We start from the raw sequence: 21,506 nt of genomic DNA, 5'->3' as shown, positions 1-21,506 counted from the left end.
ATGCGATTGTTTAAGCCAACGAGCAGGTTAACGCGGCTGAAGAACCGTTCATCTTTCTAGCATGTATAATATGTTTTCGTTAAGAATGGATGAATGTAAATAATACATATGGAGGTAATTAAGTTTGAAAACTCACTACTATTTCAGTTGGTTTAATCATTTTTTTCCTGAGAAGCTGGTCCATTGTTTACAGGAGGATATACAAGACAGAAAATCGCTTGTTATGATTAGTGCTAATCCGTCTGGTTATAAAGATGAGCAAGTTAACTTTGATGATGTTTCTGAATGGACATGGTTGAATCAGGCTAACATTATTTTTGATGAATATCATTTCATCGATTACCGTATGCAGAAAGAAGATGCTCAGCGATTCATTCGGAACGCTTCTGTCATTTTTTTATGTGGTGGATATCCTGTTTTACAGAACGATTTTTTGTTGGATTATGAATTATCGGATGTTATTAAGAATAGCAATGCCATTATCATGGGTGCCAGCGCCGGTGCGTTAAACATGGCTGCAAAATGGTTAAGCTTGAATAACACTGATGAAGTTGAAACAAGTACTATTTATAATGGTATTGGTTTTGATCATTTTGCCTACGAATCTCATTCTCAACGCGACTACGCCACGTTTGTTCAAGGCTACCTGTCCCCCTTGTCTGAAGCGATTGATGTTTATGCGGCAGAACAGGAGAGCGCTATACGTGTAAAGGACGGCAAAATAGAAATAATGGGACCTGTATATTTAATTTCCCACTCCAAGATTCAGAAGTTGGTTGAGACGCTCTAATTAGGGTGAGTGGCTGTGACCTTACATAAGTAATTCCTTTTAATGTATAAAATCATGGCTAACAGGTGATCATCTCAGATCTCCTTTTTATAATTGGAATACTGTTTGTAAACAGATGCAATCTTAATATTCCTAGGGCCTATAGTCGGCAGGGTTTCAAAGTGATCATCTGCTGTTTTCAACTAGCGGACGGACAATAGGGATCGTTGCACAAATGCTAACGATCCTTATTGGTATACCTTTACAGAAAGTGGAGAACTCGAAAAATTATATTAGGATGATGAGCTCCTTATTAAGCTAACGGGCAGGATAGTTTAATGAAACTATGAGTTGCAATTTGAAGAGGGTTTCAACCACAATTAGATGTACATAAATAAGTTCCTGAACTAATATTCATTGTAGGAGGTGAAACAATGATAAATATTAAGAGGGTCGGGGAGATCATAGCAAGAAACCGTAAAGAGTTATCCATGACGCAAACACAACTTGGTGAGGTTTTAAAAGTTAGTCATCAGGCTGTTTCAAAGTGGGAGAGAGGTGATTGTTTACCTGATATTGATATATTAGTTCAATTATCCAAGATTTTTAATAATACCGTAGATTATATCCTAACTCAAGAAGAGAATGATGCTCATGCAACTAGAACGAATATACTTAATAACAAGAATGACATTTGGAAGTCAGTTCTAAAAAAAATAAAAGACCAAATCTCTCAGCCAAGCTTTGATAGGTGGTTTACAAGTGCTACAGCAATTCAAATTGACAACACCCTCATTATTTCAGGTCAAGATCAGTTTGCCACAGACTGGTTATATCAGAGGTACTCCCAAATGATTTCAAAAACTATAGATGAAATTAGAGGGGATAGTGATTTAGAGGTAACCTTTCGTTTTTCTAAAGGTACTGAAAATACAGAACCATAAAGTTTGAGCATTCAGCTAGCGGGAAAAGTTATATGATTGCGATTAAAAACTACCCATGGCGCATATGCGTCATGGGTAGTTTTTAATCATTTCCATACGTTCAGGAGGGGGCCGTGTGAAATAGCGATGTCCTAATCACTTCGTTGGACAGACAGAGTTTGTGTAAAAATGGCCACCGCCCGGGAACGACTAATCTTCGTATACATTTCCGAACCCACTTATTTGACCGGCCCCATCCAGGTCGAAATCGTCTTCTGCTGGTGCGGCAACGGCGGTTTCAACTTCCCGTTATCGATCAAATGCTTCAAAATATAAGCGACAAGCCGGCCTCCGCCGGTGTTGCCTCTCACCATGTAAGCAAGCTGCGGCTCCAAATGCTTCGGCTGATTTTGCAGGAACAGCTTGAGCATTTTATCGTAGAGCTTGCCGACAGCAGGCGCATACAGAGCGGACAAATCCGGCATTGCCTTGTTCAACCGATCCAACGTTTGCGGAGAGTCAATCCAGAGCGCATTGAACTTGTACCCCTCCTCCGTCTTGCGGATGTACTCCTTCTCCAGCAGGAACGAATATTGCTCGCTGTTCTCTTCGTTGTCGGGCAGTTCTCCTTGTTGGAACGCATGACAAATCTCGACATTCCGGTATTCCAGGGAACGCCAATCCACCTGGCGGTCGCTCCAGTACGTATTGAATTGCCACAAGTATAAAGGAGAGTCTTCGACGTAGCGGAGCGACGGACCGAAGGTGACGTAACTACTCATATCAAAACCCGGATCGGCATTGCTGCTCGTGTTCAACGCCGCATAGGCAATATACTGACCTCCGTCCTTTCGCATTGGTGCGACCGCATCGAAGTTGTCGCCCGCCGGCATGCTCCGCCAAGATTGCTCCTCGACGTTCTTGGGCAACAAGGTCCAGAGCAGGAAGTTATAGTCGTCGTCCGGAACGTACACTCCGCTATCCTCGACTTGTCGGCGAACTTCCATTAACGCATCGAAATGAACATCGGCCACTTCGGCGGCGCAATCTTGCCAGAATTGATGACCAGCTACGGCTAACTCGAAGAGGTCCCAGACGATGGTATTGCTTTGATATTTGCCGGGAGAGGTTTGGATGAGAAAATTGTAATCGGCCAGGTGCCGGACTTCGCCTTCCAGCAAAGACGGCGGCATTCCGAGCTCCTCCGCGATTTGATGTACGGTACGCGCCTTATGATAAGCCGCGTAAACGATATTTTGCGCCAAGGCGCGTCCAAGAAAATCGTTGGTTTCGCCAAGGCTGCCGGCCGAACCGGAATGGCCCATTTCCCTCATACTGACCGGATTGACACTTAAAGTTCTTGTTGCACGCATACGTTTCATCCCTTTCCGTAACTTCTTTTTGGCCTCGCTCAAATGCCACTTCACCGTGTTGACAGGAATGTTCAGAGCAATCGCGATATCGCCGATTTTAAGCTCGTCGTAGTAATGCATGACCACGATCCGGCGATGGATGTCGGACAGAAACGCGACTTCTCGGCGGAGCTCGCGGTAAGCTTCGGTTACCAGCAGCCGGTCAAGCGGCTCCCGGGAAGGGGCGGCAGACAGTTCGGACATACCGTTGATTTCGATCGCTTGGGGAGCGTGTGCACGCTTTTTCAACCAATTCACCCAAGTGTATCGAGCAACCGTCCAGACGTAAGCGTCAAGGCTTCTAATGTCCCGCACCCCAGAGAAGGATTTCAACAACTGCAGCATAATCTCCTGAGCCAGATCCTCCGCCTCGGCCCGGTGCTTGACCCGGTTTAACGCAAAACCGAAAATCGGTTTGACATAGCTCCGAATCGCTTCCGCGGCTTCTTTTCCGTTTTTACCAATTGAATCCATCTTTTGCCTCCATAGTTGCATCTGTAATTCCTGACAATTATATAGTGTGCCAGGCGAAATAAAGGTTGGGATTATTTTTAAAAAAATTTGGACGTCCTACCGGATCACTCATACACGTATAATTACAAACATCAAGAGTAGATCGTTTGAATAGTTAAAGAGACGTTATGAACTTTTTGTTAAGTATATTGGAAAAGAATTGAACAAGTTGAAGATTACTTTAGATGTAAAGGTCTCACTTTTAGTATATAAGATACTTTTTTTCGTTCAACTATGGGAGGATACAAACTAGGAGCACGAGTCGAAGTTCTTCTTCGGGTACTTGGGTACTCTTTCGTTCCGTAGTTAACCAGAAGTGGTGGGCAGAACTGTAATATCAGGAGAATTTATGAGTTTAATAGGGGATAATGATTACTTATTATTCCAGATATATGCTACTCTCTTTTTATTCCATAGTTTTCTTAACGGAGAAATGGAAATTTAAATGTTGGGGGTAATTGCTTGCTTCTATCCGAACGATTGCCAATTGCAGCAAGTCTGTACCCTGAGGAACCTGCGTTAATGAGACATGGGCAAACGATGAGTTATGGGGAGCTTTACAGTCTAGTTGAAAGACTTCGTCATGCTCTGTATGTTGAAGGACTCCGGGCCGGTGATCGCTTTGTCCTTTTAGGTGATCCAGATCCCCAGCTCGTTGTTGCGTTTTATGCAGCAGTTGGGATCGGCGCTATACCGCTCGTGCCGTCTCCTTTGCTAACAGTGCCTGAACTCGCTGCGATATTTAAGGATGCAGAACCACATATGATTATTCATGATGACCAACATGCCGAAGCCGCTATGGCCACGGTAAAGCTTCTTGGGTATTGTCCAAAACTGTTCACGACAGACGAAGAAGGGACGAAGAGCAGTTCGCTCGCTGCTCTTTTACAACAGGTACATGCGTTCTCTCCAAAAGACCATTTCAAACGAAGTGTAGACGATACGGCAGTCCTTATTTATACGGGTGGGACAACTGGTCGGCCAAAAGGGGTCATGCATTCGCATCGTGGTATGGCTGCTTGGAATCAACTTACGCCTTCTGCAGGCTTCGGTCACGATCTCAAGCGTCGTGTGTTAGTGCTCAACTTATCCCATCTGGTAGGTCAGTTCCAGCTGTGGGCGACCATGGCTGCTGGGGGCTGTCTTGTATTCCTAGACGAATACCCAGCGGATGTACACCTCATTATGGAAGCTGTTGAACGTGATCAGATTACACAACTCAGCACAGTAGGCCAACTGCTTCGTGATTTTACCCGCGAGGCATCCGTAGGAGGTAGAAACTTGAAGAGTCTATCGCTTATTGGCTGCGGAGGGTCCATTATTTCCCCGGATACACTACAGGAGGTCGTATCGCAATTTCCTGAAGTTATCATTGTGAACAACTACTCACAAGCGGAATGTGGAATGTCTATAAGCCGCCTTTTTCCTGCTCAGCATATTGGCGATCCTCATCGCCTTCGATCCGTAGGTCGTCCTGCTGACTTGGCTGCCCAAGGTGAGCAGGCCTTTGAAGTTCGGATATTAGATACGGACGGAAGTGAGACAGTTACGGGCGAGGCTGGAGAAATCGTTGTTCGAGGTGCACAGACCATGCTGGGGTATTGGCGCCAGTTGGAGGCTACTGCCGAGACCATGTCCGATGGCTGGATTCGAACTGGGGATGTCGGTTGCCTGGATGTCGAAGGCTACCTTTATGTGTTTGATCGCTTGAAGGATATGGTTATTGTCGGCGGTTCCAATGTGTTCTGTGCCGAAGTGGAGCATGTTATTGTGACCCATGAGGCGGTAATCGACGCGGCCGTAATTGGAAATCCTCTTCCCGACGAAGGCGAGGAACTCGTCGCCTTCGTCGTGTTACGGGACGGTGACAGTTTGGATCTGACACAAGTGCGGGCGTTTTGTGAGCCACACATTGCTCGGTACAAATGGCCGACTCAACTGTTCATTGTGGATACTTTGCCCAGAACAGCTGTGGATAAAATAGACAAAAAGCGGTTGCGCAAGCATCTATCCTCAATATTATCCGAAAGACTACGCTAACGGAAAATGGTGTTCAAAAGGCAGTTGAGATCAACAAATACAGCCCTTCAACTTCCTTTGGGAAGTGAAGGGCTGTACGTTTCTTTTCTGTTATGCAGGCGGGCACGAAAATACCTTGCAGTGTTACCTCAAAATCGTAGTAGCCTGGTTACCCGCATAATCTTCAATGACCAGCTTCAATGAGCTGTTGCTGGACGATGGCGTGAAGGTCAGTTCACTCAGCTTCGTTCTTCCCCGAATGATATACGGGAATTTCTGCGAAACATAAGTGACTCCGAACTCGCTTGCCACCCCATTTTCATATACATAGATCTTGTACCAGTCCTCCAGATCCGGGAGGGCTAATGTGTACTTTCCATATTTTACCGTCACCTTTTCCTTGGCGTATGGTGTAATCTGAAGATCTGCGAGCTGTCCGGTGTGGGTCACCGGATTTTGGTCGCCAATGGCAATGTTCAGCACGTAATGTTCACCATTGGTCGGAAGTCCGGTCAGGACGGCAGACTGTTTTCCTTTTTTGACCTGAAGTGACTTGGTGAAAGGTTCTTTTGTGTATTCGGTTTGTAGTGTGAGTTGAATAGACTCATTGCCTTTACCTTTGTCTTTATTTTTATCCTTGTCTTTACCGGTATTCTTATCTTTATCTTTATCTTTGCCCGAATCTTTTGCTTTTTTTGGGTTTTTCCAGCTTACAATAGCATCGCCATTCTTTTTGAATTTCACATCCATATTCTGAACGGCTGCATTCAGATCATAAGGCAAGACGGTTGCTTCACTTTCGGTACCATCTGCACCAACAGCACGAATGGACAGTTCACCAGAAGGCTGTTTTAGCGATTTGATATAAAAAGTGGAATCATACACGCCGCCTACATAGGCGCCATTTTCATATAAATTGTATTGTTTGACCTCTGAATAGTCCTTCATGTCCCATGCGACAACGAGTTCATCGGTGTTGGTCAGTGCTTTGGCAATATGGAATCCGGTCGGTGCATCCGGTACAGCCGCTGAACCGTCGAACATACGGATCTCACCAATATTCATCTGATAATTCTCGATAGACTCGCCATTCGGGTCAAAGGATAGTCCCATAGCGGCAATGGTTTTGCCTTGATAGGCGCTCAAATCAAGCGAAGCTGTCTTCCAGCCTTCCGTATGCTGGCCTGAATTAGGAACATTTACGTTGACCACGTTGGATGGATCATCTTCGAAGATCAACCCAACATGCAGGGAAGAAGTGTCACTAGTCGACGATTTGTTATACGTCAGTTCCAGTTTCGATTGTCCGTTGACGGACAGGTCGGTCTTGTACAGGCGCAGGAAGTTCTCCGCGTTCAGTGTGCCGTTCACCACGAGAGAGCTGCCGCCATTAAACGCGCCAATGGAGTCATAGTTGTACCTTGCGCCTTTCTCATAAGAGGGACCATAGTCAAAATCAACACTGAGCTTGTCGCCTTCACTATCCATCCACCATTGCCAAGTGACAGGGATATCCTGAATGTTGATATTCGACCATTCTTTATCGTTCGAGACAGCACCGTCTTCATAATATTTCAGGCCGTGACCTGTATTGAAGCTGGTCGCAAAATTGGAGCCGTTGATAACGGAGCGTTCGGTCAGATACGCAGCGATTCCATCCCAATTTGAACCGGAAGCATACACATCCGACAGATCAGCAGATGCATTACGACGTGCATCCGTTGGGTCTTGATTTGGACCAGACCACCAGGCACGATCGCGTACAAAGGTCATCCACTGGTACTCATCCTCAGCTCGGTGATTGGTGCTGCCATCGCCCATCTCTTCATCCAGAGCGTTGTGGGTGAAGTCAGCACCCAATGTCGCGATGCTGTTCATAGGCTGACCGTTCTCATCCAGGTTATGGCGCAGGTCATAGGATTGCTTCCAGCGGCCGAATTTGTCATGTCCACCTTCGACACCAGCAAATACGGTTTCCAGTGGATCCAGTCCCAGACTAAGGGCATGATCACGGGAATCGCGGAGCATCTTGTGGTTCCACACATAATTCAGGAAGATGGAATCCGAGACTCTGCCGAGAACGGAATCCTGCACAAAGGGACTGTTGAGCCCATTGAATTGGTTCTGGTATTGAATCTTACCTGTTGTATTGATGGTGGAATCATACCACTGAACGTACAGGCCTTTATCTCTTAGATATTTCATGAATTTCTTGTAGGAAGCGATATCCTCAGGGGCTACACCCCGGGCAACCTCTTCCTGATTGAAGAAATATCCATCGAAGTTGTAGTACTTCGCCATCTCGGCCAGTTTCTCGGCCACAGGGAAATTACCGTTTTCATCCTGGATCAGCATTTGTTTATAGGTTTGTGGCCCACGGTCATTGTCCGAGAAAAAGATGTTGGCAATGGATTTGACGCCATTTTTGTGGGCTGCATTGGTGTAGGCCGGATTCGGAATGTTCAAAATACCAAACTCGAAGTATTTCTCCGTCCATTCTTTACTCGGGTCATACAGCTCCTCAGGTACTCCCGCAGAGGCCATGCCGTGCCAATAGCTATAGTAGTCTGTATATTGCCAATAATTAAAGAGGTACTGGCTGAATTCATTGGTATAAGGTGTGCTATCGAAGAATGCATTGCCGTAATCCCCACTCATTGTGAACAGTTGGGTGTCCGGGCTAAGCTCAGGATAAGCCTGTGTGGCAGCGAATGATTCATTACGGGGCTGCAAGGGAACATGGGCACGAAGTAAATCGCCATGGATATCACTTTCGGGTGTCCAGTTCAGAATCTGGGCCGAGGTGTACCCGTGTTGATAGGGCTGATTCACCCCTTTGGCACTTTCACCGGTGTAAGGGAGCGTGTCTCCGGCATAAACGGATGATGCAACAACTTGTCCAAGCAGAGCCGTAGTCAGGATCATGGCCGTTACCTTGGGAATGAGGGCTTTTGGTTTGAGTTTGCGTGTCATGCTGTTCCTCCTTCAAGTGGAATGAATGTAAGGTATTCTTTTACACAAAGCTAAACTTATGGTTAACGATAGTGGATGAAAGCGTTTTTAAATAGGGTGAAATTAAAGAAACACAGATATAAACTAAAGAAAAGTTCCGGGTGACAAGTTAATGTCAGAAGCCTGGTGATATAATTCAAGTCAGGAAAACAGCATCGGAGGGAACATGCGACTTGAAAATTGTTAGCGTTTACAATAATTTCTTCAAAAATAATATGTTTATGAAAATGCTCCTGACCTTCTCGATGATATCGATTGTCACGATCATTACATTGTCTTATATCATCTTTCTAACGGTGTCCGACTCCACGATTCGCCGGGAACTGGCGATCCAGAAAGCAGCGATGGAACATGTGGATCGTTATATTCATCAGCAGTATGAATCAGTACAAAACATGGTGAGGGACATGCATCAGAATGAGGCACTCTCCGCCAACATTACGTATCTGATGAATCACTCCTACGCTGAATATGTTCAGCACATGACGAATGGATATTACGCCAATCAGGACGACTATTCGGCCGATGTGTTGAAACATTTTCAAAATATTATGGATCGTAATTCGCAGATTAACCAACTCATGTTGTATAGCGCTGAGCAGCAGGATCTGTCTGCCTTTAATCAACACAAGCAGTTCCGCAAGCTGGACGCCAATGTAGCTCATTCCTATATACCGGACGTGATGGCGATGGAAACGCCCAATATCAGTGCACCCAATTACTGGATTCGCAAAGAGATCAATCAATGGGACCCTGCGCTCTACTCCATCCGCGTACCAATTAACAATACACAGACTCTTCGGAATCTGGGCCAATTTCTTGTTTTCTTTGACTCGGAGGGAATCGGTAACGCGCTGGATAACTACGAGAGTAATCTCAAGGGAGACATCGTGGTGTTATCGGCGAAAGGGACAGTGTTATTTGACTCCAACAATCAGTATTACGGGAAGAAGTACCCCTACGTGAATGTGGCCGATTCCCTGTTTGATCAGACGGATATGGATTCAATGAAAAAGGAGCAGAACATGTACGTGAACAAGTTTGTCTCCGCGGATCAGGGTTATGTAGTCATTGGCACCGTTCCGGTAGAAGAGATGGCTGAAACCTATGCGGGCATTCGCAATACCATTATCTCGATCAGTATCGTATGTATTTTGTTTGCCGTGCTGGTTCCGGCATTTTTCATTATTAACTTTGCCAAACGAACCCGTCGAATTATCCGCTTCACCCAAAAAGTGAAATATGGCAACTTGACGGCTCGCATCGACGATCCGCGAGATGATGAACTGGGGCAGATCTCACATAGCTTCAACGACATGCTGGATGAGCTGAATCTGTATATTGAACGGGTCTACAAAGCCGAGATCAAACAGAAGGAGACCGAGCTGGTCGCATTACAGGCGCGCATCAACCCTCATTTTCTCTACAATACGCTTGAAGTGATTCGGATGAGGGCGATATCCCAGGGGGCGAGAGATGTTGGCGAGATGATCTATAGCCTATCCGTATTGTTCAAGAGCCTGGTACAGCAGAAGAAGAATTACACGCTGAAGGATGAGATGGAAGCTTGCCGCTTGTATCTGGAGTTATTCCGAATCCGCTACAAGGATATTTTCATATATACGATCCAGATCGATGCTGCATATTATCAACATCCTGTGGTCAAACTTTCGCTGCAACCCATCATTGAGAATTATGTCGTGCACGGCATTCAGACGGAACGTTCGGATAACCGATTATCGATTGTTGTGGAAGAGACGGATAATGTGATGCAGGTGGAGATCAAAGATAATGGTAAAGGCATTGATCCGGCACGCCTGACGGAAATCCTTGAAGAACTGGAACGTCCAGAAGAGTCTGGTCAGATGTTCGGACTGCGCAGTGTTCATAGTCGATTGCGCTTCCTGTATGGGCCAGAGTTCGGTATCACCATAGAGAGCACCCTCGGTGAGGGAACACGGATCAGGGTGCGTTATCCACATACAGAAGGGACGGGAGTTTAACATGTACAAGGTGTTTATTGTGGACGATGAGCCGTTCATCATTGAAGGGTTATACGATATTGTGGATTGGTCTTCATTTGGTATGGAAATTGTGAGCCATGCAGGTAATGGGCAGGCAGCGTTACAAGCGCTCTCCTCTCAGCCTGTGGACATCCTGATCACGGATATATCCATGCCACTCATGAATGGTCTTGACCTGATTCGGGAAGCAAGGCGAGTGCAACCTGAGATGAAAGTCATTATCCTGAGTGGTTTTAATGAGTTCGAATATCTGAAGGAAGGCATGCAGCTGGGGATCGAAAACTATTTGCTCAAACCGATTAATGTGGAGGAATTGGAATCCACGCTGAGCAATACAGCGTCCAAGCTGGATCATACAGTGACACCTCAAGCCGATGATGCGTATGGCATTCAGATTCTAAAAGATAACATTCTTCATCGATGGCTTACGGGACAGATTGCAGCTACCGAATTTGAGGAACGTGCACGGTTTATGAACCTTTCTCTGGAAGCCTCGGATGTGGCTGTCGCTATATTGCGTGACAAAGACAAAGGGCAAACATTCGGCATGTTTGAACGTGTGGAGGAGATGCTGAAGGACAAGTCCCATCTGAATGTCTTTCATGACATCGATGGTGATCTCGTCATTGTTGCCAATGTCGAGGGTAACGAGGATGAGGAACAGAAGTTAATGGATGGTCTTCAGGCTTTATCCGATGCCATCTCAGTTACACATCCTGCGGTACGTATTGGTGCGGGCAGGTTGATGAAGGGGATATACCATGCGCCGGCCAGTTATGAAGAGGCAAAGAAGGCGCTCCAATACGTGATGATCTATCCCGATCTGAAAGTCATCGACCATGCCATTCTGGATCGTTGCGGCAACTCGGCAGCGTCCTTCTTCATTGACTGGAGGGATTACGCGAAACTGATTCTGTCCCGCAATACAGAACAACTTGCCGACCGGATTCGCATGGATTTTGAACAGCATCGCGATGGGCTTACACCTGGGGAGTTACAAAATACCGCACTGGAAGTTGTGATTCGCTTCAAAATGGAACTGGAGAGCATCAAACACTCGGATGAGTCTGCCATATACCAACAAGGGCTTCAACTTGTATTGGACAGTGGTACTTTTGATGAACTCGTGCGGGCGCTTCAGCAGGTTGGGTCTCAGACGATCCAATCCCTATTGCAGGATCTGAAAAATCCAATCGTAAACCAAGTCCTTCAGCATATCGACAAACACTACGCAGAAGAGCTTTCTCTGAAACTGCTGGGTGCCCATTATCATCTGCATCCGGTGTATTTGGGACAATTGTTCCATAAGGAGACCGGGGAGACATTTGCCGAATACATCAATAAATACCGGATTGAACGTGCGAAGGAGCAATTGCGTAATTCCAATCTGAAGGTACATGAGATCGCCCGAAATGTGGGGTATTGGGAGACGGGGTATTTCTATAAGCAGTTCCGCAAATATGTGGGGATTTCACCAACTGATTTTAAGGTGTTTGGTTAATTCGGTGACGGGTAGATCCAGCTATGCGGACAGAGAGCCAAGAGACATATCGGGAACAGGAATGGCATGGATGAAAATCATGGCATACGTTACCCGGCATGTCTCTATCATGTAAGCGATTTAATTAAACAGGTACAAAATAGTTGCCCAAGGACGATTTCTCTTTAATTTGTACCTCGAAAACTTAAGTTTATCTTCTTTTTGTAAATGCTTTCATTCGATAAGGTTAAAGCAGTTAGTAAGTAGAGCCTAAGGGAACACGAAAAGGGAGGATCAAAGAAATGAGTAAACAAAGAAAACGCTTCTCACTCGTTCTTGCATTGTTAATGGCCGTTACACTTGTTCTTAGTGCCTGTGGAGGAAGCAAAGATGCTTCAGAATCCGGGGGAGCTGGAGATGACGCGGTAGAGTTGATCTGGTATACCATCGGTACCCCTCAGAAAGATGTCAATAAAGTGATGGAAGAAGTCAGCAAGTATACCAAAGAGAAAATTAATGCCACGGTAACGATGAAGATGGTTGACTGGGGTGACTACCCGCAAAAGATGCAGGTTAACGTAGCATCCGGTGAGCCAATGGACATTCTGTTCACTTCTTCTGGTGGATTCGATTATGTACAAAATGCCAGAAAAGGTGCATTCCTTGAACTGGATGACCTGCTTGCTGAATACGGCCAGGATATTACCAAGACCATTGATCCTGCATTCCTAAGCGGTTCCAAGGTAGATGGACACAATTACGGAATTCCAGCCAACAAAGAGCTGCCTCAACAAGAGGTATGGCGCTTTAACCAAATGCTGGTTGATAAATACAAACTGGACATCTCTGGCGTTCGTACGTTAGACAGTCTGGAGCCTCTGCTCAAAACAATTAAGGAAAACGAGGCGAGTGTAACACCATTTGCCATGGATAAAAACTATGTTCCTTACGTGCCTTATGACTATGTCATTCAGAATCTGCCAATGGCAATCAAACTGGATACAACAGACTATAAGCTTGTAAACATACTGGAAACACCTGAAATGAAAGAAGCACTTACTACGATGCACAAATACTATAAGGCTGGTTATGTATCGGCAGAAGCGGCAACAACAGGTTCCACGAACGACCTGACAACATCGGGCAACTGGTTCCTGGATCGTGCACAGACTCAGCCGCTCGCGGATAATCAATGGTCTGCAAGTTACGGTTATAAAGTCGTTTCAACACCTGCAAGTGAAGCAATTATAACGAATACATCTGTACAAGGTTCCATTATGGCCATCTCGGCCAACTCGGAATATCCGGAGAAAGCGATGGAATTCCTGAACCTGCTGAATACAGATCCTGTGCTGCGTAATATGGTGGACTCCGGTATTGAGGGCACACACTACAAAAAAGTGGATGACACACATATGGAAAATCTGCCTGAATCGAAAAACTACGATATGCCTTCATACTCCCTTGGGAACAACATGCTGCTCTATCTGAACAGCAATGACCCGGATAATAAATGGGATGAGTTCAAGAAGTTTAACGCTGAAGGTGTCAATTCCCCGATCCTCAGCTTTAACTTTGATGCAAGCAATGTATCATCCGAACTGACGGCGGTACAGAACGTGAAAGAGCAATATTGGGCAGCACTGATGACAGGTACACTGGACCCGGCAGCCAATCTGGATCAAGTGATTGAAAAGTTCAATCAAGCCGGACTGGAGAAAGTAATGGCTGAAGCCCAAAGCCAGCTGGATGCCTGGAGAGCGGAAAACAAGTAACAGTACATCGTAAGGACCGGGCGGCTGCTTATCGCGTCCGGTCCTTTTTCATTCAAGCCTGAAGGAGGATATCCACAATGACTACATTTTTGAAAAACCTGATTAGAAACCGAGTCATGCTGCTCATGGTGCTGCCAGGCGCCATCTGGTTCTTCTTCTTCTCCTACTTGCCACTTGTGGGCACAGTGGCTGCTTTCAAAGAATACCGATTCAGCCGTGAAGGATTCTGGGCAAGTCTGATGAAGAGTGAATGGGTTGGCTGGGATAATTTCAAATTCCTGTTCAGCACAAGTGACGCATGGCTCATTACACGCAACACCCTCTTTTATAACATCGCCATTATCTTCCTGGGACTGGTATTTGCTGTGGCATTGGCAATCCTGCTCTCGGAACTAGTGAATAAACGACTCGCCAAACTGTATCAAACCGGCATGTTTCTGCCGTATTTTCTATCCTGGGTTATCGTTGGTTACTTCGCTTTCAGCTTCTTGAGCATGGACCGCGGGATGTTGAATCAGATTATTGGCTGGTTCGGGATGGAACCGATTCAGTGGTACTCTGAGGCAAAATATTGGCCGTATATTCTGGTATTCGTAGCGTTATGGAAAACCATCGGGTATAGCAGCGTTGTTTATCTGGCTTCCATACTGGGGATTGATAAATCGCTGTATGAAGCAGCCATGATTGATGGAGCAAGCAAATGGCAGCAGATTCGTAATATTACGATTCCGTTGCTGTCACCCATCATCACGATTATGACCTTGCTGGCCGTAGGCCGCATTTTCTATGCAGACTTTGGACTGTTCTATCAGGTCCCAAGGGATTCGGGAACGTTATACTCCGTGACCAATGTTATTGATACGTATGTATATCGAGGATTGAAAACTAGTGGTGAGATCGGCATGAGTACAGCAGCGGGATTGTATCAATCCGTGGTGGGCTTTGTGCTTGTTATTATCTCCAACTATGTTGTTCGCAAAGTAGATAAAGACAGCAGCCTATTCTAGGACAGGGAAAGGAGTGAACCACTATGGCTCAAGCAAGGCTCGTTAAAAAACGCGACTTCCACCACGTATCCAACGGATGGAACGTGATCATGAACATCATCGCCGGTCTATTTGCTCTGATCTGTGTATTTCCCTTTATATTTGTAGTTATCATCTCGTTTACGGACGAGAAAGCACTGGCCCGTGATGGGTATCGTCTGATTCCGGCAGAATGGAGTCTCGCGGCATATCAGTTTGTCTGGCAGAGTGGGGACACGCTGCTGCGGGCGTATGGAGTTACCATTCTGGTGACGGTACTTGGTACCATCATCAGTCTGATTCTCATGTCACTGTATGCGTATGCGATCTCCCGCAAGAGCTTCAGGTATCGGAGATTTTTCTCCATCTTTGCCATTCTGACCATGTTGTTCAACGGTGGGATGATTCCAACCTATATGGTCGTTTCCCAGCTGCTTGGATTGAAAGATACGTTATGGGCACTGATTCTGCCGTTGGCGATGAATGCCTTCTATATTATGATTCTGCGTACATTCTACTCCACCAGTGTACCGGATGCAGTCATTGAATCGGCGAAGATTGATGGTGCCGGTGAGTTCTATACCTTTATGAAAATCGTGGTTCCACTTTCCTTGCCGGGACTGGCAACCATCGGGTTGTTCAGTACACTCGGTTACTGGAATGATTGGTTCAATGCGTTATTATATATCGATAATCCTAATCTGGTACCGCTGCAATCCATGCTGATGCGGATTGAGTCGAGTATCCAGTTTATCCAGCAGAACTCTGCTAACAGTTCGATGAGTCTGGCAGCCATGCAGTCCATTCCGCAGGATACGTCCCGAATGGCGATGGTTGTGCTTGCTACGTTGCCAATTATATTCGCTTATCCGTTCTTCCAGCGTTATTTCGTACAGGGTCTGACGGTGGGCGCGGTCAAAGAATAACCGGATCTTGCTATAGGATTGGAGAGATGCAGATTGATGACATACAAGGACCAAAGCAAATCCGTAGAGGAACGGGTACAACACCTGCTGAGTCTGATGACTACGGAAGAAAAGGTAGGCCAACTTACGCAGCCCTTTGGCTGGCAGACCTATACGAATGATCAAGGGAACATTACGTTAAATGAATCCTTTAAGAAGCAAGTAGAAAATGGGGGCATCGGCTCCCTTTACGGTGCGCTTCGGGCAGATCCGTGGACTGGCGTTACGCTGGAAAATGGACTATCCGCCAGAGAAGGCGCTGAGGTGGTCAATCTGATTCAACGTTATGCGGTGGAACATTCCAGACTTGGGATTCCCATCTTAATCGGGGAAGAGTGCTCGCATGGTCATATGGCCATTGACGGAACGGTCTATCCAGTTCCCCTTTTACTGGGGAGCACCTGGAATGTGGATCTGTATCGGGAGATGTGCCAGGCGGTAGCACGGGAGACACGTGCCCAAGGTGGTGCGGTCACCTATTCTCCGGTACTGGATGTTGTGCGTGATCCGCGCTGGGGTCGTACCGAGGAATGTTTCGGGGAAGATCCATATCTCATTGGGGAACTGGCAGTTGCCTCCGTGGAAGGACTGCAGGGTGAAGGTCTTGACCATAGGGATACAGTAGCGGCAACGCTGAAACATTTTGTTGGTTACGGCAGTTCGGAAGGTGGACGTAATGCAGGGCCTGTACATATGGGCTGGCGCGAACTGCTGGAAGTGGATCTCTATCCATTCCGCAAAGCGGTGGAAGCGGGCGCTGCGTCGATCATGCCAGCATATAACGAAATTGATGGCACGCCTTGCACCGTGAATACGGAATTGCTGGAAGATGTTTTGCGTAAGGATTGGGGCTTTGACGGTCTGGTCATTACGGATTGTGGTGCGATTAACATGCTGGCAAGTGGGCATGATGTCGCAGCGGATGGAATGGAAGCTTCCGTACAGGCGATTGAGGCAGGCATCGATATGGAAATGTCCGGTGAGATGTTTGGGCAATATCTGGTGCAGGCGGTGGCAGAAGGTAAGCTTGATATGCAGGTTCTGGATCAGGCTGCTTCTCGCGTGTTGGCATTGAAGTTCAGACTGGGCTTATTCGAACAGCCTTATGTGGATGCCGATCGGGCAGCAGAAGTGATTGGCAGTGAAGCGCATGTTCAGCTGGCACGCCAGTTGGCTGCGGAAGGTGTTGTACTTCTCAAAAATGAGGCTGAAACTCTACCTCTCTCGTTAGCAAATGTGGGCCGGATTGCCGTGATCGGCCCAAATGCGGATCAGGCCTACAATCAACTGGGCGATTACACATCTCCGCAACCGAAGTCGAAAGTGGCGACGGTACTGGATGGGATTCGCAGTAAGCTGGCTAATCATGTGGATGGGCAAACGGAGAAGAGTTCTGTTGGTCCTTTGACTGGTGACAGCAGTACAGATCAGGTTCTTTATGCACCAGGCTGCCGGATCAAGGGTGATTCGAAAGAAGGATTCGAGCGTGCCCTTGAAGTTACCAGTCAAGCGGATACGGTCATTATGGTGGTTGGTGGCTCCAGTGCGCGTGACTTTGGAGAAGGAACGATCGATCTGAAAACGGGTGCTTCCAATGTGTCCGATAACTCTTGGAATGATATGGAGTGTGGCGAAGGGATCGACCGGATGACGTTGGGTCTTGCCGGAGTACAATTGGAACTCATTCAGGAGATTCACAAGCTCGGCAAGAAACTTGTGGTTGTTTACATTAATGGTCGTCCCATCACTGAACCTTGGGTGGATGAACATGCCGATGCAATTCTGGAGGCGTGGTATCCGGGTCAAGAGGGCGGTCGTGCCATTGCAGATATTTTATTCGGTGATGTGAATCCGTCAGGCAAATTGACGATTTCCATTCCGAAACATGTCGGCCAATTACCGATCTATTATAACGGCAAACGTTCCCGAGGCAAACGTTACCTCGAAGAGGATCTGGAGCCACGTTATGCATTTGGATACGGACTTAGCTATACCACATATGAGTACAGTGAACCGCAGCTGAGTGCTGCATCTATGACAACTGATGATTCAGTTACGGTATCGGTGAACGTGACCAACACCGGCCGTTATGCAGGTGCAGAAGTTGTACAGATGTACATCTCTGACGTGGTCAGCTCACTAACTCGTCCGGCCAAGGAACTGAAGGGGTTTGCAAAAGTGAACCTGGAGCCGGGAGAGACACAGACCGTGGAATTCCACATCGGGGCCGAGCAGCTGCAGTATATTGGTCGTGATTTGAAGCCTGTCGTTGAACCGGGACAATTCCATATTCATATCGGCAGCAGCGTAAACGATACGCAAATAGCCGAACTGACCGTAAGGGAGGCGTAAGACGTTGGAACGTATCAGACGATTTATTCGCGAGTTGTCCGAACATCAGTGGCTGGAGCAATTACAGCTGCGTAGCTGGGACATTACCCGCGCTTATTATAATGTGCCAGGACAGTATGAGGATCAGGGTGAGTACCCCGAAGGGCAAGATTTTGAGCGTTTTCCGAGCAAACAGGGAACGACTTATTTTTTCAGAACACGTTTGGAGATTCCTGCTACATGGCAGCAAACACCTTATGGGCTTGTATTTGAGACAGGCGGAGAAGGTTTGCTTCGGGTAAATGGGCACTCTTATCAGGGCCTTGACCGCAATCATACCTACGTCACGCTTGATCCATCCAAAGTCGGAAACGCTCCGGAACTTGAGATTGAGATGTTTGACCCGGTACCTGAACCTGTAGACCCGTTGAATCAACAGGCGGTTATTCAGCCGCCAATCACATCAATTACGAGCCTGCTGGTAAGGCCAAATGAAGCGGTTCGCAGTCTCATGTATACGGTCATCATTGTACGTGATTCGGCTGTGTTGCTACCGGAAAGTGACTTTCGGCGGGTTCGCCTGTTAGAACTGGTGTACCGTGCGATGGATCAATTTGTAGGCATGTCAGCAGAAGAGATTGAGCAGGGAGAGGGTATTCGGCAGATTGAGAATAATCTGAAGCACCATGTGCGTGAGATTGGCGGAAACGCAGAAGGTCTGGAGCATATGGTGGGACAGTCCCATATTGATATTGCCTGGCTGTGGCCTGTACGTGAGACGGTACGCAAAACGAGCCGTACCTTCTCCACCGTGGATGCACTCATGAATGAATATCCGGACTATGTTTATTCCCAGAGCCAACCCTTACTATATGCGTTTCTGAAGGAGCATGATCCCGAGCTGTACGCGCGGGTGAAGCATCGGATTGTAGAAGGCCGCTGGGAACTGGTTGGCGGCATGTGGGTTGAGCCGGATCTGAACATCCCAAGCGGGGAGTCCCTGATTCGCCAGATGTTATATGGTCAGCGTTTCTATATGGAGGAGTTTGGCAAAACATCACAGATTGAATGGTTGCCGGATACGTTTGGGTATTGTGCCTCCCTGCCACAGATTTTGAAGCATGGCAATGTGGAATATTTCATGACAACAAAGCTCGGATGGAACGACACAAATGTGTTTCCATACGATCTCTTCCACTGGGTGGGCATTGACGGAACACCAATTCTTTCTTACCTCAATCATGGGGTTAACGAACACACCCTGCCGAAGGACATTCATGATCACTGGCAGTCCTACCGTGAGAAAGCAGCGCATCCGGAGCATATGCTTCTATACGGACACGGTGATGGCGGCGGTGGTGTAACACGCGAGATGCTGGAGTATGTGGATCGCGCAGATCTGATGGTTGGACAGCCTGCGAGCCGATATAGCACAGCTGGAGCTTTCTTTGCCGGAATTGAAAAGGAGCAACCTGTACTTCCGAAGTGGCATGGCGATCTGTATCTGGAGTTACATCGGGGAACCTACACGACCCATGCGCGCAATAAGCGCAACAACCGGAAAGCGGAGGTTCTGTATCGAGAAGCTGAGCTGTGGAATACACTCGCTCTGCCAGATATGGAGGCAGATGCAGAAGCTGAAGTGCGTTCGAATCTGCATGAAGGCTGGAAATTAATTTTGCTGAATCAATTCCACGATATTATACCGGGATCGGCGATTACGGAGTCCTACGTCACTTCGAATGAGGAATATGTACAGGTATTTGAATTAGGCAGAACCGGACTGGATCAAGGCATTGCTGCATTGACAACGGGTATCAACACAGAGGGACCGGAAGGTTCAGTAGCCTATGTTGTATTCAACAGCCTGGGCTGGAAACGGAGTGCAGTCGTTCAACTTCCTGTGCAGGATGGCTTGGATCGCTACGGCATCGATGAAAAAGGCCAGCGCTTGCGGATGGATCGGGAGGATGGCAGCATGTCTATTCTCGTGACAGACATTCCGGCGTTTGGTTATAAGACGATTTGGCTGGTACCGGAAAATACAAGGGAAACAAATGTACGGGAAATGACCACCCTTGCCGCACAACCAACCTTTAATGATACATGGGATACCGCCTTTTATCATGTGCAGTTCAATGAACGTGGGGAGATCACCCGTCTGTGGGATAAAACCGCGGAGCGTGAGATGCTGAAGCTGGGTGAACGTGGCAATCAACTTCACTTCTTCCACGATCGTCCAACGCTCTGGGATGCATGGGATATCGATAGTCGTTATGAGGAACAGATTGCTGGCGAAGTGGAACTGTTGGAGAAAAAGCTGGTGCTGGCGGGTACAACGAAAGATGTCTTGCGTTTCCGCTGGAAGCTACATCAATCGTTAATCACACAAGATATCGTCTTTTATCATGACTCACGGCGAATTGACTTCCAAACACAGGTGAACTGGAACGAGAATCACAAACTTCTGAAAGTTGGTTTCCCGATTGATGTGGTGACCTCCAAGGCAACATTTGAAATTCCATTTGGCGCACTGGAACGTCCAACACATCGCAACACAAGCTGGGAACAAGCACAGTATGAAGTCTGTGGACACCGCTTCGCGGATGTATCCGAATATGGATACGGTGTGAGCCTGCTCAATGATTGCAAGTACGGGTACGACGTGCAGGGAAGTACCATTCGTTTGTCCTTGCTTCGTGCACCAAAATGGCCTGATCGCACAGCCGATCTGGGAGAACATGAATTCACCTATTCGTTATATCCACATGACGGTGACTGGCGAACTGCACACACGGTACGTCAGGCAACTGAATTGAACACGGAAGTGGTCGTGCAACAAGTTGAGCAAACACAACAGCCCCAACAGGCACAATCGATGGGGCAGGTGCAACAGAGGGATCAATTAGAAAAAAGCGCAGGGGCTGAATTATATCCAACCGCAGATGCAACGGCAACTGCCGCACAATCTCGTCCAGCAACAGGCTCCTGGATTAACTTGAACAGCAATCACGTCATTCTGGATACAGTTAAATTGGCAGAGGATGGACAAGGCACTGTGCTGCGTTTCTATGAATCCTCAGGCAAACGCGAAAACATCACATTGCAATGGCCGCATGCCTTTGTGCAAGCCTATCACTCCAACGCACTGGAAGAACCAATCCAACCACTGGCCCATACGAATGGCCAGATTACATTATCTTTTAAACCTTACGAAATACAAACCGTGCTACTGCGGTAAACCTGTTTGAAATATTT

At 47.0% G+C, this 21,506-nt stretch carries 12 protein-coding genes; 10 read left to right on the top strand and 2 right to left on the bottom strand.

Features of this window, described 5'->3' with window-relative positions; genetic code table 11:
* The first annotated feature begins 124 nt into the window (after window positions 1–124).
* Together MKY92_RS24415 and MKY92_RS24410 are read left to right on the top strand one after the other, a co-directional pair.
* Window positions 125–790, top strand: a complete 666-nt coding sequence (locus MKY92_RS24415) for a cyanophycinase (protein ID WP_282320280.1) — start codon at window positions 125–127, stop codon at window positions 788–790.
* Window positions 791–1,203: 413 nt separating this feature from the next.
* Window positions 1,204–1,713, top strand: a complete 510-nt coding sequence (locus tag MKY92_RS24410) for a DnaA N-terminal domain-containing protein (protein WP_339297949.1) — start codon at window positions 1,204–1,206, stop codon at window positions 1,711–1,713.
* A gap of 218 nt (window positions 1,714–1,931) precedes the next feature.
* Here MKY92_RS24410 and MKY92_RS24405 read toward each other — a convergent pair whose 3' ends face one another.
* Window positions 1,932–3,578 (bottom strand): RNA polymerase sigma factor, encoded by a 1,647-nt coding sequence (locus tag MKY92_RS24405; RefSeq protein WP_339297948.1) that lies wholly within the window; start codon window positions 3,576–3,578, stop codon window positions 1,932–1,934.
* Between the two features lie 501 nt (window positions 3,579–4,079).
* Here MKY92_RS24405 and MKY92_RS24400 point away from each other — a divergent pair.
* Complete coding sequence (locus MKY92_RS24400; RefSeq protein ID WP_339297947.1) at window positions 4,080–5,657, top strand: class I adenylate-forming enzyme family protein; 1,578 nt, start codon at window positions 4,080–4,082, stop codon at window positions 5,655–5,657.
* Window positions 5,658–5,780: 123 nt separating this feature from the next.
* On the opposite strand, the gene MKY92_RS24395 is transcribed toward MKY92_RS24400, so the two are convergent.
* Window positions 5,781–8,609 (bottom strand): endo-beta-N-acetylglucosaminidase, encoded by a 2,829-nt coding sequence (locus MKY92_RS24395; RefSeq protein WP_339297946.1) that lies wholly within the window; start codon window positions 8,607–8,609, stop codon window positions 5,781–5,783.
* A 254-nt stretch (window positions 8,610–8,863) separates the two neighbouring features.
* Between MKY92_RS24395 and MKY92_RS24390 the strand changes: the two genes are divergently transcribed.
* The 7 genes from MKY92_RS24390 to MKY92_RS24360 all read left to right on the top strand — a co-directional run bounded on the left by MKY92_RS24390 (window position 8,864) and on the right by MKY92_RS24360 (window position 21,489).
* Complete coding sequence (locus tag MKY92_RS24390) at window positions 8,864–10,651, top strand: sensor histidine kinase (protein WP_339301903.1); 1,788 nt, start codon at window positions 8,864–8,866, stop codon at window positions 10,649–10,651.
* A gap of 1 nt (window position 10,652) precedes the next feature.
* Window positions 10,653–12,173, top strand: coding sequence for a response regulator transcription factor (locus MKY92_RS24385; RefSeq protein WP_339297945.1), 1,521 nt, complete (start codon window positions 10,653–10,655; stop codon window positions 12,171–12,173).
* 281 nt (window positions 12,174–12,454) lie between these two features.
* Window positions 12,455–13,927: an ABC transporter substrate-binding protein gene (locus MKY92_RS24380; RefSeq protein WP_339297944.1), complete on the top strand. Its 1,473-nt coding sequence runs from the start codon at window positions 12,455–12,457 to the stop codon at window positions 13,925–13,927.
* Between the two features lie 77 nt (window positions 13,928–14,004).
* Complete coding sequence (locus MKY92_RS24375; protein ID WP_036605780.1) at window positions 14,005–14,934, top strand: ABC transporter permease subunit; 930 nt, start codon at window positions 14,005–14,007, stop codon at window positions 14,932–14,934.
* A 23-nt stretch (window positions 14,935–14,957) separates the two neighbouring features.
* Complete coding sequence (locus MKY92_RS24370; RefSeq protein WP_221821009.1) at window positions 14,958–15,878, top strand: carbohydrate ABC transporter permease; 921 nt, start codon at window positions 14,958–14,960, stop codon at window positions 15,876–15,878.
* A 36-nt stretch (window positions 15,879–15,914) separates the two neighbouring features.
* The gene (locus tag MKY92_RS24365) at window positions 15,915–18,269 is read left to right on the top strand and encodes a glycoside hydrolase family 3 N-terminal domain-containing protein (RefSeq protein ID WP_339301902.1); all 2,355 of its coding nucleotides are present in this window, start codon (window positions 15,915–15,917) and stop codon (window positions 18,267–18,269) included.
* 4 nt (window positions 18,270–18,273) lie between these two features.
* Window positions 18,274–21,489 (top strand): alpha-mannosidase, encoded by a 3,216-nt coding sequence (locus MKY92_RS24360; protein WP_339297943.1) that lies wholly within the window; start codon window positions 18,274–18,276, stop codon window positions 21,487–21,489.
* Window positions 21,490–21,506: the final 17 nt, after the last annotated feature.

It is taken from the genome of Paenibacillus sp. FSL R5-0623 (assembly GCF_037974265.1).
Classification (GTDB): Bacteria; Bacillota; Bacilli; order Paenibacillales; family Paenibacillaceae; genus Paenibacillus.
The sequence above is the reverse complement of the archived record's forward strand: the minus strand, read 5'-3'. Positions and strand labels throughout refer to the sequence as shown.

Coding starts and splice junctions, on each gene's coding strand:
- MKY92_RS24410 (WP_339297949.1), top strand. CDS start 1,204: ATGATAAATATTAAGAGGGTCGGGGAGATCATAGCAAGAAACCGTAAA.
- MKY92_RS24405 (WP_339297948.1), bottom strand. CDS start 3,578: ATGGATTCAATTGGTAAAAACGGAAAAGAAGCCGCGGAAGCGATTCGG.
- MKY92_RS24395 (WP_339297946.1), bottom strand. CDS start 8,609: ATGACACGCAAACTCAAACCAAAAGCCCTCATTCCCAAGGTAACGGCC.
- MKY92_RS24390 (WP_339301903.1), top strand. CDS start 8,864: ATGTTTATGAAAATGCTCCTGACCTTCTCGATGATATCGATTGTCACG.
- MKY92_RS24385 (WP_339297945.1), top strand. CDS start 10,653: ATGTACAAGGTGTTTATTGTGGACGATGAGCCGTTCATCATTGAAGGG.
- MKY92_RS24380 (WP_339297944.1), top strand. CDS start 12,455: ATGAGTAAACAAAGAAAACGCTTCTCACTCGTTCTTGCATTGTTAATG.
- MKY92_RS24375 (WP_036605780.1), top strand. CDS start 14,005: ATGACTACATTTTTGAAAAACCTGATTAGAAACCGAGTCATGCTGCTC.
- MKY92_RS24370 (WP_221821009.1), top strand. CDS start 14,958: ATGGCTCAAGCAAGGCTCGTTAAAAAACGCGACTTCCACCACGTATCC.
- MKY92_RS24365 (WP_339301902.1), top strand. CDS start 15,915: ATGACATACAAGGACCAAAGCAAATCCGTAGAGGAACGGGTACAACAC.